At 67.2% G+C, this 15,631-nt stretch carries 16 protein-coding genes and 1 pseudogene; 2 read left to right on the forward strand and 15 right to left on the reverse strand.

All coding sequences use genetic code 11. The annotated features are described in order from the left end of the window. Positions 1 to 5: 5 nt before the first annotated feature. The 12 genes and pseudogenes from AB0B57_RS22510 to AB0B57_RS22565 all read right to left on the reverse strand — a co-directional run bounded on the left by AB0B57_RS22510 (position 6) and on the right by AB0B57_RS22565 (position 9,761). A complete protein-coding gene (locus AB0B57_RS22510; RefSeq protein ID WP_357072980.1) occupies positions 6 to 449 on the reverse strand; it encodes an endonuclease domain-containing protein in 444 nt (147 codons plus the stop codon). Beyond that, positions 442 to 1,269: a DnaB-like helicase C-terminal domain-containing protein gene (locus AB0B57_RS22515; protein WP_357073267.1), complete on the reverse strand. Its 828-nt coding sequence runs from the start codon at positions 1,267 to 1,269 to the stop codon at positions 442 to 444. The genes AB0B57_RS22510 and AB0B57_RS22515 overlap by 8 nt, the downstream gene beginning before the upstream one ends. After that, a complete protein-coding gene (locus AB0B57_RS22520; protein WP_357072983.1) occupies positions 1,232 to 1,711 on the reverse strand; it encodes an HNH endonuclease in 480 nt (159 codons plus the stop codon). Before AB0B57_RS22520 ends, AB0B57_RS22515 begins: the two co-directional genes overlap by 38 nt. A gap of 91 nt (positions 1,712 to 1,802) precedes the next feature. Next, the gene (locus tag AB0B57_RS22525; RefSeq protein ID WP_357072986.1) at positions 1,803 to 2,240 is read right to left on the reverse strand and encodes a hypothetical protein; all 438 of its coding nucleotides are present in this window, start codon (positions 2,238 to 2,240) and stop codon (positions 1,803 to 1,805) included. A 26-nt stretch (positions 2,241 to 2,266) separates the two neighbouring features. Next, positions 2,267 to 3,010, reverse strand: a complete 744-nt coding sequence (locus tag AB0B57_RS22530) for a hypothetical protein (protein WP_357072989.1) — start codon at positions 3,008 to 3,010, stop codon at positions 2,267 to 2,269. A 5-nt stretch (positions 3,011 to 3,015) separates the two neighbouring features. Beyond that, positions 3,016 to 3,846, reverse strand: a complete 831-nt coding sequence (locus AB0B57_RS22535) for a PD-(D/E)XK nuclease family protein (RefSeq protein ID WP_357072992.1) — start codon at positions 3,844 to 3,846, stop codon at positions 3,016 to 3,018. 73 nt (positions 3,847 to 3,919) lie between these two features. Continuing rightward, complete coding sequence (locus tag AB0B57_RS22540; protein ID WP_357072995.1) at positions 3,920 to 4,246, reverse strand: hypothetical protein; 327 nt, start codon at positions 4,244 to 4,246, stop codon at positions 3,920 to 3,922. 193 nt (positions 4,247 to 4,439) lie between these two features. After that, positions 4,440 to 4,886, reverse strand: coding sequence for a WhiB family transcriptional regulator (locus AB0B57_RS22545; protein ID WP_357072998.1), 447 nt, complete (start codon positions 4,884 to 4,886; stop codon positions 4,440 to 4,442). Between the two features lie 215 nt (positions 4,887 to 5,101). Further along, entirely contained in the window at positions 5,102 to 5,554 is a 453-nt protein-coding gene (locus AB0B57_RS22550; protein WP_357073001.1) for a hypothetical protein, read from the reverse strand. A gap of 304 nt (positions 5,555 to 5,858) precedes the next feature. Continuing rightward, a complete protein-coding gene (locus AB0B57_RS22555; RefSeq protein WP_357073004.1) occupies positions 5,859 to 7,736 on the reverse strand; it encodes a recombinase family protein in 1,878 nt (625 codons plus the stop codon). A gap of 41 nt (positions 7,737 to 7,777) precedes the next feature. Beyond that, positions 7,778 to 8,080 (reverse strand): annotated as a pseudogene (locus AB0B57_RS22560) (uracil-DNA glycosylase family protein); the annotation flags it as partial. Between the two features lie 340 nt (positions 8,081 to 8,420). Next, positions 8,421 to 9,761: an aminotransferase class I/II-fold pyridoxal phosphate-dependent enzyme gene (locus AB0B57_RS22565; RefSeq protein ID WP_357073007.1), complete on the reverse strand. Its 1,341-nt coding sequence runs from the start codon at positions 9,759 to 9,761 to the stop codon at positions 8,421 to 8,423. Positions 9,762 to 9,797: 36 nt separating this feature from the next. Here AB0B57_RS22565 and AB0B57_RS22570 point away from each other — a divergent pair, with 36 nt between their 5' ends. Continuing rightward, a complete protein-coding gene (locus AB0B57_RS22570; RefSeq protein ID WP_357073010.1) occupies positions 9,798 to 11,039 on the forward strand; it encodes a bifunctional pyridoxamine 5'-phosphate oxidase family protein/GNAT family N-acetyltransferase in 1,242 nt (413 codons plus the stop codon). Further along, entirely contained in the window at positions 11,039 to 11,710 is a 672-nt protein-coding gene (leuE, locus tag AB0B57_RS22575) for a leucine efflux protein LeuE (protein ID WP_357073013.1), read from the forward strand. The genes AB0B57_RS22570 and leuE overlap by 1 nt, the downstream gene beginning before the upstream one ends. 179 nt (positions 11,711 to 11,889) lie before the next feature. Here the strand turns inward: leuE and AB0B57_RS22580 are convergent, their stop codons facing one another. From AB0B57_RS22580 to AB0B57_RS22590, 3 genes are all read right to left on the reverse strand, one after another. Further along, positions 11,890 to 12,819, reverse strand: coding sequence for a sporulation protein (locus tag AB0B57_RS22580; protein WP_357073016.1), 930 nt, complete (start codon positions 12,817 to 12,819; stop codon positions 11,890 to 11,892). A gap of 242 nt (positions 12,820 to 13,061) precedes the next feature. Continuing rightward, positions 13,062 to 14,126 (reverse strand): hemolysin family protein, encoded by a 1,065-nt coding sequence (locus AB0B57_RS22585; RefSeq protein WP_357073019.1) that lies wholly within the window; start codon positions 14,124 to 14,126, stop codon positions 13,062 to 13,064. Then, positions 14,123 to 15,478 carry a hemolysin family protein gene (locus AB0B57_RS22590; protein WP_357073022.1) on the reverse strand — a complete coding sequence of 452 codons (1,356 nt, stop codon included), beginning with the start codon at positions 15,476 to 15,478 and terminating at the stop codon, positions 14,123 to 14,125. Before AB0B57_RS22590 ends, AB0B57_RS22585 begins: the two co-directional genes overlap by 4 nt. Positions 15,479 to 15,631 lie beyond the last annotated feature (153 nt).

Here is a 15,631-nt window from a genome sequence, read left to right on the forward strand (position 1 = left end):
AACAGCTAGGCCCGTCGTCGTCGTGTTACTCTGCGCTTCTTTGGTGGTCTGCCGGGGGCAATGACCACCCGCCCGAGGGCGATTACCGCCGGGGGTTGGTGGAGATAGTCGGCTAGGGCTTGCGCCCGTTCAGCGGACTTGAGCCGGCCCACCAGCCGGGTATTGCAATAGGGGCAGAGGATGCCCCGAACGGGGCCCGCCTGTTTGATCCTGTGCTCATGGTCAAGGTGGAAGGTTTCTTCCGTCCCGTCATCCTTGACGCGGGGCTTGCGCTTGCAGATGGCACAGCACTCCCCTTGTTGGGCCCAAATCAGGGCCCACTCTTCAAGGGTGATGCCGTACGTGTTCGCTATCCAGTCCGCCCGGCCCTGTTTCTTGCGGCATTCCTCGGAGTCGTATTTCCGTTGGTTGCCGGTCAACTCACCTGAGCAGACGACACAGCTACGCACCCGGGGCCGGCGCTGCCGGCGCAAGGTCGGCTAGCCGCATACGGCTCGGGTCGTACTCAAGGGGAATGTTCCAATTGGCGTTAGCCGCGTTCTTGCCGGTCCGGTTCTTAACCGGGGTGACGAACAGGCGAGAGGAATCCTCGTTGCGGTGAAGCGTGAGGATCATTTCCGGCACCTTGGAAATCTTGCCCCTGAGTCCCGACAGGGGAACGGGTTTGGTTCCGTCGTCGTACTCCCCCGTTACGTGGTGAAGGGCGATAATCGCTGCGCCAGTCTCGCGGCCTAGTTCGTGCAAGTAGTCGCACGACGCCTCTAAAGCCTGGTATCCCTCCCCCTCCGATTCCATGTTGCTGATGTTGTCCACGACGATAAAGTGCGGCCACTCCCCGTAGGTCATGGCGTACGCCTTCAAGTCGGCTTCCAGCGAATCCAGCTCGATCCGCCCGGCGAAGTCCATCCGCACATCGGAACGCTTTTCAAGCAACGTGTCCATGTGCGCCGTGTTGTCATGCTCCACGGCGGTTTCAATCTCATGAGTCTTCCAGCCGGTAACCATTGCCCCGGCTCTCAAATACATTGTGAAGGCGTCCGTATCGGCAGACGCGTAATAGCCGGGACACGCGGACTTGAGGGCCACCGTTAGGGCAGCTACGGACTTACCGACGCCGGGGGCTGCGGCAATCAAGGTGAGCTGTCCACGCCGGAAATGGATTCCCTCGGCAGACAGGCTCTTAAAGACGGTGGGGAGGGGTTCACCCGCGCTCCCCCGGGACAGCTTGGCTCTAGTTAGCGTCAGCAAGGGCACCCCGCATGCGTGCATCCTTGACGACACGGTGAATGGTGCGCCAGTGTCGCCCGAGCTTCGCGGCAATCGCTGTCATGGGCACGCCCCGGGCGACCAGGGCGAGCACTTCCGCCCGCTCGTCTTCCGTCACATTCGGGTTTCGCTTCCGCCTTCCGCACTGTAGGCGGTTTTCCCTGCTGGTGAGGTAACGAAGATTGGAACGTCGGTTGTTCTCGCGGTCCCCGTCGATGTGGTCAACCTCAAACCCGGCGGGCTTTTCCCCGTAGAACGCGGCAGCCACCAATACATGCGCGTATCGGGCGTGCGCCCGCCCGTCGCTGTAGGGCCAGAATTGGACGTATCCACTCGCAGGGTTCCGCGCACCGCGCAGAATCCGACCGGTGTTCGAGTTGCGGACACGTCCGTGAGACGAAACATCGTAGTTCGGAAACTCGCCTACCGGCTTCCAATCCTCCATTAACGCCCCTCCCCATCAAAAAGGGCCGGCGGTCATCGTTGCCACCGGCCCTACGTTTACAGACCAAACCTTGCGGATCAAAAAAAGGGGGTTACTTCATCCACTCCGGCGGGCACTGGCCCGGGGTTCCCTTGGGGGCCGGGCACATCCACGCCTTCCAGGTCTTGCCGCTGGCCGGCGGGGCAGTCTTGAAAGCCTTGACGCCGTGCGGGCAGCTCGGTGCTACCGCGCCCGGAGGCGGACCAGCAGGGGCGGCAGCCGGCGCGGCAGGGGCCGCAGGGGCGTAGCCGGTAGCGGGCACCGTGGAGGGGTGTGCAACCGGGGTGGCACCCAACCCACCCCCGAGGGTGAACGCAGCCTTGAGGGCAGCGTCAAAGGTGCCAATCTCCGCCGTGACGCCGGACGCCTCAAGACTCTTCATCTTGTCGAACACGTCGGCGGCCGTGCTGCCCTTCACGACGATCAGCGGCGAGTCGTAACCACCGTGCGGCTTGAACGAGATAACGAAATCATCGCGGGTATCAGTCAAGGGGTGTACCTCCTATTGGTTGTTGGTCAGGCAGCGTCGAGAATCGCGGCGGCAGCCCGCAGCGTGCCAACCTCGTTGTTCATCCGAACCCGCTTAGCACTGAGCTTGGCGATTTCGTCGCCAATGCCGGAAGCATCCTGCTCAAGCTTCTTGGCGGTGGCCCGCAGAGCGTCACCCCGCTTAGCGTCAAGCCGCTTGAGGTTGGGGGCCAGGCAGCCCTTAGAGGTGAGGTCGCCATCGAACACGACTCGCACAGACTCACCGTTTACCGGCTGGTCAACCAGAACGGTTCCCCGCTTGCCGATACGCTCCGGCGCGTAATACCCCGAGCCGGCGGTGTACTCCACCCGCTCATCCTTCATGAAACGCTGAGGGGTAGAAATCGTGTTGACGTCGGCGGACACAACTTCAAGGTTCTCCGGGAAATGACCCTGCTCGTACTGCGTCACATCCCAGAAAACGCGGATGTTGTTAGCGCTGTCCAGCTTGCGAACGGTGCCGATCATGCCCTTCATGCTGGTATCACGGGTGTCGGGGTGCTTCGCGGTGTAGCGCACCCGGTCACCGACCTTGAACGTCGGCACCCGGTCAAGCTCCCGGCGGGTGTAGACACCACGGCCCCGGGTCGGAATCTCCACCGTGTACGGGTTGAGCGAACCGGAGTTGACCTCAACGACAATGCCAATGTCACCGATACGGTGCCGGTTGTCGGCAACCGCGTTGTCACGAATCTTTACCTTGTCACCAACGTTAAGCGCGTTGAACGTCATAGCGTTTAAACCTCCTGAGGGATGGGGGATGGTGCGTATTCGCTGGCAGGGTTGCCAACGGCGGTGCAGTGTTCGGCTACGCCGCAGGTGCGGCAGCCATCACCGGGGTTAGGCAGGAACACTCCTGCCTGAATGCCGTTTTCCAGGTTGTGAAACTGCCTGGTGACCCATTCGTGGGTGAACCGTGTTAGGTCGACAGGGGCAACAGGTGCGTTGTTCTTGCACATGTAGAAGTCACCCCACGTCGGCAGGAACCCGAATAGCTCCTGTATGGCAATCCGGTACACCCCTAGCTGTAGGGGCCAGTCCGGCAGCTTGGTTCCCGTCTTCCAGTCCCGAGGGCCAACCTCGCCCGTTCCGTACTGCCACAGGCAGTCAATGAACCCGACGACTTCCACGCCATCCAGGTCTAGCCGGAACTCAGTTTCAAGGGCCGGCAAACCGTCCTGGTCGGTCCATACGCGGCCCGGATCAGCTAGGGCATAGTCCATGTACCCCTGGACTTGTTCAGCGCCTCTGACGCGCCTACGGGCTATGTCGTCTTCCGCCCGTGTCCGACCCCCGGTCATCCACCGGGAAAGGTCGGGCTCTCGCTCCATGTCGGCGGCAATCAGCCGGTCATACTCCGCCGTGTAGAAGTCGATGATGTCCCCGGGGAAGTCTTGCCGGAAATTCTTCTCCCACATCTCGGCAGCGCTGTGAAACGCGGTCCCCATGTGGAACCAGGCTGCCGGGCGACCGGGGGCCCGTGCGACCTTCTCTAACCGGTACTGCTCACCGCATTTGCTGAACGTCGACAACTGACTAACGCTCCGGTGGGTTACCGTTTCGCTCACCTCCCTAACCGTACAGACCAAACCATCAGGGCAAGTGTAACGGGCCCCAACAGGGCCCGGTTTTAGTGGACTATCAGCCGTGGGCGGTGCGTAGCTCCCAGAACAGCGAACGCATCTGCGTATAGCCGCTCAGGTTGAAGCCGTACGGCTCACAGCGAATGATGTTGGTTTTGCTCAGGATGGCCGTAGCAGCGGCGTAGTCGTCGGACTCACACGCGGTCGAATGAATCGCCTCATAGCCGGTGCCCGTGTAGAAGTGCATACGAACAACGGTCATCACGTCCGGGACATCAACAAGAATGTCCATGTCTCGGAGGTGGTCGGTAATCCCCTCGTCTAGCAGGTCGAACGCACGCGCCAACAGCTCAGGATGATTGCGAACCATCATGTTGGTATCCACTTTTGGCCTTGCTCCCTTTTTTTGTTACTAACCCGGGAGTTTCAAACAGCCCTCAGAGTCGGGGGCTGAACGGGGATCACCGGGTGACGGGCCGATCTTAACGGGGCCTTAAGTGTGTTCACGAACCGGCAACAAGTGACCTAGATCACCTAGCCGGCGGGTAACGGTTGTCTGACCTGCAACGCTGCCCGGCTTATGCGGCCTGGTCCGTCCGATTTTGAGACTTCCAATACCGGACAGTGGCAGCGTTAACACCCAACGAGTCCGCAACTTCCCGGCTCGACAGACCGTTACCGACCAGTACCATGGCCTGCTCCCGGGGCGATTTCCCGCCCATTTCCTGAGCGGCGCTTACCTCAGCGACCTTCGCGGCCAACCGATCGGCCATGATCTGCCGGTCCGTACGGTCAGCATCGTTGTTGAGCGCCTTAACCGTCGTGGCGTACCGCAGCGCGTTAAGCGCCTTCCGGTCGTGGTGGCTCAATCCGCCGAACACCCCAAACTCATGCTTCCACCCCTCAGCCTGGCAGGCTTTGAAACGGGACAGGGGGCATTCCTCACAACCAAACTTCGCGGCCTCAATGTCCGCCGGTTCGTCGCTCATCCAGCGGTCAGGGTTGGTGTCACAGGCAGAGGTCACGCGGGGGCTCCTAAAGCTTACAGACCAAACCTTGAAGGGCTAACTTAAGGGGTTCGATCCCTGCTCAGATGTGCCGTCCGGGCCGGGCCGTTCCCCTCGTTCGTTCTGTACAGACCTTAGCATCCCCCAACAGGCACGCCAAACCGTGTAAACGCTGCGGACAAGCAGAAAGGGCCCCGGAGGGCCCCTGTCTGTCTTGCTGTCCGAATTATTGGTTACACCCGCAGTTCCGCTCCCTCGTCAACCCGGATCAGGCTCTCTCCGTCCTCGGGTCGGCGGCGGGAGTAGTAGAAACCGCCGGACTTCGGGCTAGCCGGGTTGGGCGGCTGGTCGGGGTTGTAGCAGACAACTACGTCCGCTTCTTTGAGGTCTGCCAGCCACAGATTGAGGGAACGTTGCTTCACGGGCAGAAGCACGTCCCCACGCTCAAGCCGACCCAACAGCCGCAGCATTTGATTGGGTGGGGCGTGGTCGTGCTCTTTCTTTACCCGCCACGGGATCAGATCCTTAAAACCCGGCGTCTTCTTCGTGAGGTTAGCCTTACGAAGACGCATGTAGACGGCCTGCTCACTCACCCCGTAAAACAGGGCGATTTTCGCGTACGTCCACCCGTTGAACCGGAGCTTGGCTAGCTCTGTGTTGCTGGGGAGGATCTGCGGCGCAGCCATGATCCATGTGTCCTTTCCATGGGCACATCGGAATGTGTCAAGGTTTAGTGTGCCCTAGTGTCCGTTTGCTTGTAAACCCGGTACCGACCTAAGCAACGACCGTACACTAAACCTAGCCGTTTGGATGATCGACACTCAGTGAGCTAGGCAACCCTAACGGACGTTTCCGCAGGTCAGAGGGGTTGCGCCCGGTTCCGCGGCCTCAGAAAGTGGCCCGGGTCACGTTAAGCCAGGGCTGAAAGAGGTTGCCATACCCACGGGTAGGGGCCCCCGCGCCGTAGCGTCAGGGGCCCCGTCATGCCTGCTAGAACAGGGTTTCAGGCAGCGCGTACCCGAGAGGCACCCCCGCTACGCCCCCGGCCCGTTCGTGAAGGTCGTTGGGCAGGTAGACGGCCACCTGCACCCCGTCTTCAATCGTGAGGGCTACGGCCTGATCGTAACGCTCCGGCCGCTCAAACAGCCCGAACCGATAGCCGGGGCTGTACTCCGCCGTACCTCGCCGGTCCCCGGGGCGTAGCTTGCCGTCCAGGATGCGGCGAGCCTCCACCCGTACGCCGGATTCCAGCAGTAGCCGGCGGCGCTCATCCCGGTCGGACTCTTCCCAAAGCTGCCGGTACGTCTTCCCCGTCTCCCGGAACACAACCTTTTCCGCGTGCACCGGGAGCGCAGACAGCGCGGTTACCTTTTCCTCAAGCGCCGCAATCTGAGCGCCGTAGATAGCCCGCACAGCCTCACCCTTACCGGCGGAACGGTTGATGAGGTCCGTCAAGGCTTCCGACGCAGCCTGCAACTCGTCCCGGTGGTCTTCTTTGGGCATCGTGACAGGGGTCAAGACTTTCAGGTCCCCAACGTTAGCCATCAACAACTTTTCGACAATGCGCTCAAGCGTAGGGGCATCCATCGCTTTGGCTTTGCACCGTTCCTCCTTGCTCTGCCGCTTGTTCACCCCCCACGAACTACGGCAGTTGTAATACTTGTACCGCTCGCTTTGGGCCCGGAAATTCAGCCCCTCACCACACAGCGGGCAATGCCCAGTGTCCAACAGTAGGGACGCACCCGACGAACGCTGCCCCATGTGCGACGCTCCCGCTTGCTCAAGAATGATTTGCAGCTTGGCGAAATCCTCGCGGTTCATCCTCGGATTAGCCCGCTTAATCGGCATGCCGTCCGGCCCCAACACGGGCTTTCCCTCATAGGTGGTTTCGCCTAGCAGCACCCGGGACGTGAGCATGTGTTTGATGTTTTGCGCGTTCCATAGAAGCGGCAGCGTCAACCGCTGGCCGGACTCGACGTGATCCCCCACCTTTACCGCCCACTCACCGTGAACGGGAAACAGCCGAACTAGCTGAGGGTCGCCGCCCTCATCCGGGGCAATCTTCAAACCCTTGCCGGCAATCTCGTCGTACTCTCCGATTTCCTCCACCTTCCCAGCAACCGGGGCGACGCAGAGACGACCTAGCATCGTATGCCGGTAATCGCGGGGGGACAGGATCTCTTGCTTGTTCAGGTACGCCGCAATGCTTTGCTTGCTCTGCTTCCGCATGGCCCGACTAATGATGTCTTCCATGACCGGGATGGTGTCGGGGTTGTCCGCCAACACCCACCCGTTGCCCTCACGTACAGGGATCAGGTGATACGGGTACATGCCCCCGGACCATCGGCCAGCTTGCCGAAGGTACGCCTTACTTTCCCGGATTCGCTCGGTGATCGCTTGAGCTTCCATCTGCGCAGCGAACGCAAGAATGGTGACGATCAGGTGCGGGATCGGGTCAAGGGGCCCGGCCCGCATGTCCAGGGCCATCGACCCACCACCGGGGCCGTTGACGAAGATCAGGACCTTCCGGTGAGTGGTGGCCCACTGGGCGAGGGTGTGAAGGTCAGCCATCGACCGCACGGCCCGGTCTAGCCGGGACCACACCAACCCGTCAAAGTCGTTTACACGGTCCGGCCGCAGCCACGCCCCGAGCTTGGGACGGCTGAACGGCGACAGCTTGATAGCCGACACGTCCAGGTCTTTGGCCCACCCGACGATCGTCCCGCCCCGGTTGCGGGCCTCCGCTTCGATGTTCCCCTCTTGCCGCTCCGGGCTGGTGGTGGGGTCCGCCTCCCCTCGGTGGCGAGACAGTCGGACAGCCCCGACTAGCCTCATACCCTGCGCAAACGTTCCGTTGCTGACACTCATGGGCGAGGATCTTACGGGTTTGAACATCCCCCAAACAACGCGACGGCATTTGTGAGGTAGAGATGACTCGGGTCCAGCCCGGCGTCGTCGACCGCGCGGCGCAGCAGGCGTCCGGCCGGGCCGACGAAGGGCAGCCCCTTCTGGTCCTCCATGTCGCCGGGTTGCTCGCCGACCAGCACCACCCGGGCGCTCTCGTCGCCCCGGCCGAAGACCGTCTGCGAGGCGTCCCGGTACAGCTCACAGCCGCGGCAGCCACCGGCCGCGGTGCGCAGGTCGTCGATGGTGTCGGCGTCGGGCGGGATGAACCGCTGGGCGCCCGGAGCGCTCCCGGTCTGCTCGGCCATGCCGACTGTTATATACCCGTTGGTTGCCCGGTGCCGGGTACGTCCTCGGCGCGGTGCCGCGACACGAGGAGCCGCACCCGCGTCAGTACCCGTTACCGCCGCCATCCCCACCAGAAGCGATGGCGATCAGCACGATAATGATGATGATGATCGCCACCGCGACCGCGATCCAGACTCCCTTACGTGCCCCACCTGAAGCCATGACCCCACCTCCGGCGCCCCGCATACCCGCCTCACCCGCCCCGAATCCCCGCGATCCTGCACTTTCTGCCCGGACAACTGCCGTGTTGATCGACATAAAGGCGACAGAAAGATCGCGGGGGGCGGAGGGCGGGGCGGGCTAGGTCTGGAAGCCCTGGGGTGGGGTGGGGTTCTGGGCTTCGGCCAGGGCTGCCGCCAGGGGGGCCAGATCCTCGGTGGTCAGTGGGCTGACGCAGATGCGCACCGCGGGAGGCGCGGCGATCCGGTAGAGGGCGCCGGGCGCCACCGCCCAGCCGGCATCGCGCAGCGCGGTGACCACGCTTGTCTCGTCCGCCACGGGCAGCCAGACGTTGATGCCGCTGCGGCCGTGCGCGGTCAGACCGTGCGCGGCCAGTGCGGCCAGCAGCCCCGCACGCCGCTGCTCGTAGCTCAGCGCCGCCCGCCGCACCTGCTCGGTGACCGCCGGATCCTGCCAGAGGGCGAGCACCAGCCGCTGCAACACGGTGGAGACCCAGCCGGCGCCGACCCGGGTGCGGCCGGTCACCCGGGCCACCGTGGTCTCGTCGCCGACCAGCACCGCGAGCCGCAGGTCCGGGCCGAACGGCTTGCTCACCGAGCGCACGAAGGCCCAGCTCGACGTCGCCCCAGCCAGCGGGTGCAGGGGTACGCGGGCCAACTCCGCGGCGTGGTCGTCCTCGATCAACAGCAGGTCCCGACGGCCGGCGAGCAGCGCTCGCAGCGCGCCGGCGCGGGCGGCGGAGACGGCGGCGCCGGTCGGGTTCTGCGCCCGGCTGGTGACCACCAGCGCCCGCGCCCCGGCGGCCAGTGCGGCGGCCACCCCGGCCACCAGAGGACCCTCGTCGTCCAGCGGTACGCCGATCGGGCGCAGCCCCAGCGCGGCGACCAGGTCGAGCAGGTTGGCCCAGCCCGGGTCCTCCACCGCCACCGCGTCACCGGGGCGCAGGTGTGCGCCGAGCAGCCGTTCGATGCCGTCCAACGCGCCGCCGGTGAGGGTGAGCTCCCCGGTCGGTACGCCGTCGGCGCCCAGCCGGAGGCGAGCCTCCTCGGCAAGTTCCGGCAGCACCCCGGCGTCGGAGTAGCCGATCGACGGACCGTTGTCGGCGGCGAGGGCCGCCAGGTGCGGGCCGAGCGGGGGGAGCAGCCGGGGGTCGGGTTCGCCTCGGGACAGGTCACGGGCGCCGGGCAACGGCGGAGGACGCAGCGCCGAGCGCCGGGCGGCCACCGGGGGACGCGGACGCACCCGGGTGCCGTGCCGCCCGGCGGTGGCGAGCAGGCCGCGCTGGCGCAGATCCTGGTACGCGCGGGCGACGGTGGCGGGACTGACGCCCAACTCGGCGGCGAGCACCCGCACGGGCGGCAGGGCGGCACCCGGCGGTAGGGCATCCGTACGGATGCCGGACTCGATGCTGGCCGAAATCTCGACGGCCGTCGTACCGGTGAGCTGATAGTGTGCTGACACAAACAAGAGATTGTACTAGAACAAAGGGGCGAGCGCATGTACCCACCCACCGCCCGGACCACACCCCACCGTTCCCGCGACAAGATGAGCTACGACCGGGCCGCCGCCCACGCGGTGCTCGACGAGGCGTACCACTGCGCGTTCGGCTTCGCCGTCGACGGCCAGCCGCGGGTGCTGCCCACCCTGCACGTCCGCATCGGCGACACGCTCTACCTGCACGGCTCCACCGGCAGCCGTCCGCTGCTCGCGGCCCGGGGTGACGGGCTGGAGGTGTGCGTCACGGTGACAGTGCTCGACGGCCTGGTCTACGCCCGCTCCCAGTTCCACCACAGCGCCAACTACCGCTCGGTCGTCGCGCTCGGCACCGCCCGACTGGTCACCGACGAGCGGGAGAAGCTCGCCATGCTCACCGCGCTTGTGGAAAAGGTCGGCACGGGACGCAGCACCGCCACCCGCCCGCCCAGCCGTCGCGAGTTGGCCGAGACCGCCGTGCTGGCGCTGCCCCTGCACGAGGTGTCCGTCCGGACCCGCAGCGGCGGGGTCCGCGAGGACGAGGCCGACCTGGACCTGCCGCACTGGGCCGGCGTGCTGCCGCTGCGGATGACCGCCGGGCAACCCGAGCCGGACGCCGGGGTCACCGCACCACTGCCGGCGTACCTGCGGACGGCCCGCACGCCCTGGCACGACCCCGTGCCGCTGCGCGGCGAGCACGTCCGGCTGGAGCCACTGGAGTTGGCGCACACCGACGAGTTGCACGCCGCCACGGCGGACGCGGAGGTCTGGCGGCACCTCAGCGTCGCGCCGCCCACCGCGCCCGCCGATACCGCCGAGGTGATCAACACCGCCCTGGCCGCCCAGCACCACGGCGAGCGGGTGGCCTGGGTGCAGCGCTGCGCGGCGACCGGGGCCGTGGTCGGCAGCACGTCCTACTACGAGATCGACCCCCAGCGGCGGTCGGTGGGGATCGGGCACACCTTCCTCGGCCGGCCCTGGTGGCGTACCGGGATCAACACCGAGGCGAAGTTACTGCTGCTCAGCCGGGCCTTCGACGACCTGGGCGCGGTCCGGGTCGTCTGGCACACCGACATCCGCAACGTCCGCTCCCAGGCGGCCATCGAACGGCTCGGCGCCACCCGGGAAGGGGTGCTGCGGATGCACCGGCAACGCCCGGACGGCTCCTGGCGGGACACCGTGCAGTACGCGATGACCGTCGACGAGTGGCCGAACGCACAGGCCAGGCTGCGAGAAAAACTTCTGCGGACGGCACCGGTGGCGTGATGATGGCGGGCGTGCTGGGGATCACCGACATCTGGACGTACGTGCTGGGCACCGTGGCCATCATCCTGCTGCCCGGGCCGAACTCACTCTTCGTGCTCTCCACCGCGGCCAAACGGGGCGTCGCCGTCGGCTACCGGGCCGCCGGTGGGGTGTTCGTCGGCGACGGGGTGCTGATGGTCCTCTCCGCCGCCGGAGTGGCGTCGCTGCTCAAGGCGTACCCCCCGCTGTTCTTGGTGATCAAGTACGCCGGCGCCGCGTACCTCGGTTATGTCGGGTTGACCATGCTGCTCGGCGCCGTGCGGCGCTGGCGCGACCGCAACGACCCGAGCACGCCGCGGCTCATCGACGCCGCGGAGCCGGCGGCGCTGCGCAGCCCGTTCCGCAAGGCGCTGGTGATCAGCCTGCTGAACCCGAAGGCGATCCTGTTCTTCATCTCGTTCTTCATCCAGTTCGTCGACCCCGGCTACGCCTGGCCGGCGTTGTCGTTCCTGCTGCTCGGGCTGATCGCCCAGGTGACGAGCGCGCTCTACCTCACCGCGTTGATCTTCGCGGGCACCTTCCTCGCCACACAGTTCCGCCAACGCCGCCGACTGGCCGCCGGCGGCACCACCGCCGTGGCAGCCCTCTTCCTGGCCTTCAGCCTCAAACTAGCCACCGCCAGCGCCGGCTGACCCCCCAGCGCCCGGCCCCGCGCTGGCCCGCCCCGCGTTGGCCGGCCCCGCGCTGGCCCGCCCCGCGCCGGCCGGCCCCGCGTTGATCATGGGGTTATAGCCACTCGCCCCGGCGTGTCGGGACTATAACCCCATGATCAACCGCGGGGGGCGGGGGTGGGGGTGGGTGGGTGGGTGGGTTAGGTTCCGTCGCCGCCGGAGCCTCCTCCTCCTACGCCGGCGCCGCCGGCGGTGCCGCCCAGGCCGTAGCCGGACTGGACCGGCTCGTCGGGGTGGCGACTGACGTGGGCGGACCCGGCGATCTGCGCGGACCAGTCGGCCTGGGCGGCAGCGGCGGCGTGCCTGTTGATCGCCTGGCGGATCCAGCCGTCGACGGTGGCGACCCAGTCCCGCCGGTCGGTGTCCGTGTGCCAGATCCGGAACCGGCTGATGCTCTGGTGGGTGATGCCGGCCAGCGCCAGTCGGCGATCCATCCAGAGGATCGCCTCCAGACCCGCCGAGTTGGTCACGAAGATCACCTCCAGCTCGGTGATCGGGCCGGCGTAGAGGGGTCCCACCCAGTAGCCCCAGCGCTGGTGCAGCGGCAGGGTGTGCTCGACCCCGGGCAACCCGCCCTCCTGCAAGCCGGACTGGCGGATCAGGAAACCGAGCGTGTCCAGCGCCGCCAGCACGTGCTGCTGGGTGGGGAGCGGATGCACGAAGACCGGCACCATGGCCCCCTGGTCGAGATCGGGATCGAGGGACACCTCGGTGCGCAGACCCATCCGCAGGCTCAGCAGCGGCACCCCGCCGAAGATGGTCACCGGGGTCTCCCACGGCAGCGGCAGCGCGAAGTCGACAGCCCGCCGTCGACCGGCCGGCACGACGAAGCGGCCGGCGATCGGTAGTTGGTGGAACTGCACGAGACGCCGGGGAGCCGCCGGGTCGTCCGGTTCGACGGTGGTGACCAGGCCGAGCCGGATGTGCCGCACCAGTACGTCCTCGGGGCCGGCCGCGAGGGTCACCCGCCCGGGCAGGCGCAGGCCCGGGCGGGTGCTCGGGTTGGGCAGCGTGGTCTGCACGGAGAGGCCGGTCCGGCCGGACTCCCGGGACACGCCTGTCAGCCGCACCGCGGGCCTCCTTCCGGACGGGGTCCCCGTCCGGAAGGAGGCCCCACCCGGCGCGCCTACCCGGTCGAGCTGACGTCAAGCCCGCCCGCGCCGAGCAGCGTCACCGCGCGGACCCGGCCACACCGACATCAGCGCGACCAGGCCCGGCACGTCAGCGGCAACCGCCGCCCCGGCGAGAGCACGTCAGCGGCAACCGCCGCCCCGGCAAGAGCACGTCAACGCAACCGCCGCCCCGGAGCACGTCAGCGCAACCGCCGCCCGCGCGGCACCGTGTCGGTCTCGTCGTCGAACTCCCCGATGACCTCCTCCAGGAGGTCCTCCAGGGCCACGAAACCGATCGGCCGGGCCGGGCCACCGCCGTTGCGTACCAGCGCGAGCTGCGACTGTCGGGCCCGCATCGCCCCCACCGCCTCGGTCACCGAGGACGTCGCGGGCAGGGTGAACGCGGGCGTCATCAGCTCCCCGGCGGTGGCGACCCGGCCGGTGGTGACCACCCGCACCGCCTCCCGGACGTGCACCAGGCCGCAGACGTCGCCCGCCTCGTCCAGCACCGCCAGTCGGGATCGACCGCTGTCCCGGCTGACCTGTTCGATCCGTTCGGCCGGGTCGTCCCGACGGACGGTGACCATGGTGGCGAACGGTTCCATCACCTGCGCCACGGAGGTGCCCTGCAACTCCAGCATGCTGGTCAACAACTGGTGTTGCTCGGCGCCGAGCAGCCCGTGCTCGCGGGACTGTTCCAGCAGGATCCTCAGCTCGTCCGGGCCGTGCACCTGGGCGAGTTGGTCCTGCTGGTTCACCCCGACCAGCCGCAGGATCGCGTTGGCCAGGGCGTTGAGCGCGGAGAGCACCGGCCGGGACACCCGGGCGAAGGCACGGAACGGCAGCGCGAGCAGCGTCGCCGAACGCTCCGCGTCGGTGATCGCCCACGACTTCGGTGCCATCTCCCCCACCACCAGGTGCAGGAAGGTGACCACCCCGAGGGCGAAGACCAGGGCGATCAGGTGACTGGCCGCGTCCGGCAGGCCCACCGCGTGCAGCAGCGGGCTGAGCAGGTGCTCGATCGCCGGCTCGGCCAGCGCGCCGAGACCCAGGGTGCACAGCGTGATGCCGAGCTGCGCGCCGGCCAGCATCAGCGACAGCTCGCGGACGCCGTCCAGGGCGGCGCGTGCCGCCCGACCGCCGTTCGCCGCGGCCTGTTCCAGGCGGTACCGCTTGCTCGCCACCAGGGCGAACTCGGCGGCCACGAAGAACCCGTTCAGCGCCAGCAGGATCACCGAGCTGAACAGCGCGATCCCGGGGCTCACGCGCTCACCCCCGGCTTGGTCAACTGCAACCGCACCGAGTCGGCCACGTGCCGGTCCACGGCCAGCACCTCGACCAGGGCCCGGGGCTCCGTCTCGTGGTCCTCACCGTCGGCGCCCTCGGGTAGCAGGCTGATCTCCAGCCGGTCACCGACCTCCGGCACCCGGCCCAGCTCCCGCATCACCAAGCCGGACAGGGTGTCGTACTCCGGGGCCTCGGGCAGCGCGATGCCGGTGCTGTCGGCGACCTCGTCGATCCGCCAGCGGGCCGGCACCACCCACGACCCGTCGTCCTGCCGGGCCGGCGCGCGGTCCGGCGGGTCGTCTTCGTCCCGGATCGGGCCGACCAGTTCCTCGGCGATATCCTCCAGGGTGATCACCCCGGCGAAGCCGCCGTACTCGTCGACCACGCACGCCATCTGCCGGTGCCCGGACCGCAGCCGGTCCAGCACCGTGGGCAGGGCCAACGTCTCCGGTACGAGCAGCGGCGGCCCGGCCACCGCGCTCACCGGGGTGGTGGCCCGCTCCGCCGGGGGTACGCCGAGCACGTCGGCGATGCCGACCACGCCGAGCAGGTCGTCGACGCCCTCCGCACCGCGCACCGGGAAGCGGGAGTGGCCGGTGTCCAGCAGCTCGACCACCCGGCTGACCGGCTCGTGCGCCCGTACGGTGTGCACGTCGACCCGGGGCACCATGGCCTCACCGGCGGTCAGCTCGCGGAAGTCCAGACCTCGGTCGAGCAGCGTGGACATCTCGGCGTCGAGGCTGCCCTCCTCGCGGGACTCGGCGATGATCTGTTCCAGGTCCGCCGGGGTGGCGCCGCTGGGCAGCTCCTCGATCGGCTCGATGCCGAACCGGCGCAGCAGCCGCACCGATGCCCGGTCGAAGAGCCGGATCACCGGCCCCGCGACGGCCAGGTAGAGCAGGGTGGATCGGCTCAGCGCCCGGGCCAGTTGCTCGGCTCGGGCGATGGCCAGGTTCTTCGGGGCCAGCTCACCGAGCACCATCTGCACGACGGTGGCGATGACCAGGGCCAACGCCACCGACAGCGGCAGGCTGACCGCTTCGCTGACGCCGGCCACGCCGAGCAGGTCGGCGAGACCACCGCCGAGGTACGGCTCGGCGACGTAGCCGACCAGCAGGGCGGTGACGGTGATGCCGAGTTGGGCGCCGGAGAGCACGAAGGAGAGCCGGCTGGTGACGGTCAGGGCCCGGGCGGCGGCCTGGTCGCCGTCGTCGGCGAGCTGGCGCAGCTTGCCCCGGTCCACGGCGACGTAGCCGAACTCCTGCGCCACGAAGTAACCGGTGGCGGCAGTGAGAAGAATGATCAGAAGAAGGCCGACGACGATCAGCACGGGTCGCTCAGGGCTCCCGGGGTCGTCGGGACGGGGAGATGCCGGGCACGACCCGGCTGGCTACTGCTGCCCTCCTGGGCAGAGGAGTCGATCATGCCGCTATTTTATCCGCGCTGGCTGGGACTCCGCTGGGGGTGGGCCGAAGGGGCAGCA

The sequence above is a fragment of the Micromonospora sp. NPDC049101 genome (genome assembly GCF_040648675.1).
GTDB lineage: Bacteria > Actinomycetota > Actinomycetes > Mycobacteriales > Micromonosporaceae > Micromonospora.

What these genes read in the sequence shown, in the direction of transcription:
- AB0B57_RS22515 (WP_357073267.1), bottom strand. Translation starts at nt 1,269, where the DNA reads ATGCACGCATGCGGGGTGCCCTTGCTGACGCTAACTAGAGCCAAGCTG.
- AB0B57_RS22550 (WP_357073001.1), bottom strand. Translation starts at nt 5,554, where the DNA reads ATGGCTGCGCCGCAGATCCTCCCCAGCAACACAGAGCTAGCCAAGCTC.
- AB0B57_RS22570 (WP_357073010.1), top strand. Translation starts at nt 9,798, where the DNA reads ATGTACCCACCCACCGCCCGGACCACACCCCACCGTTCCCGCGACAAG.
- AB0B57_RS22555 (WP_357073004.1), bottom strand. Translation starts at nt 7,736, where the DNA reads ATGAGTGTCAGCAACGGAACGTTTGCGCAGGGTATGAGGCTAGTCGGG.
- leuE (WP_357073013.1), top strand. Translation starts at nt 11,039, where the DNA reads ATGATGGCGGGCGTGCTGGGGATCACCGACATCTGGACGTACGTGCTG.
- AB0B57_RS22530 (WP_357072989.1), bottom strand. Translation starts at nt 3,010, where the DNA reads ATGACGTTCAACGCGCTTAACGTTGGTGACAAGGTAAAGATTCGTGAC.
- AB0B57_RS22520 (WP_357072983.1), bottom strand. Translation starts at nt 1,711, where the DNA reads ATGGAGGATTGGAAGCCGGTAGGCGAGTTTCCGAACTACGATGTTTCG.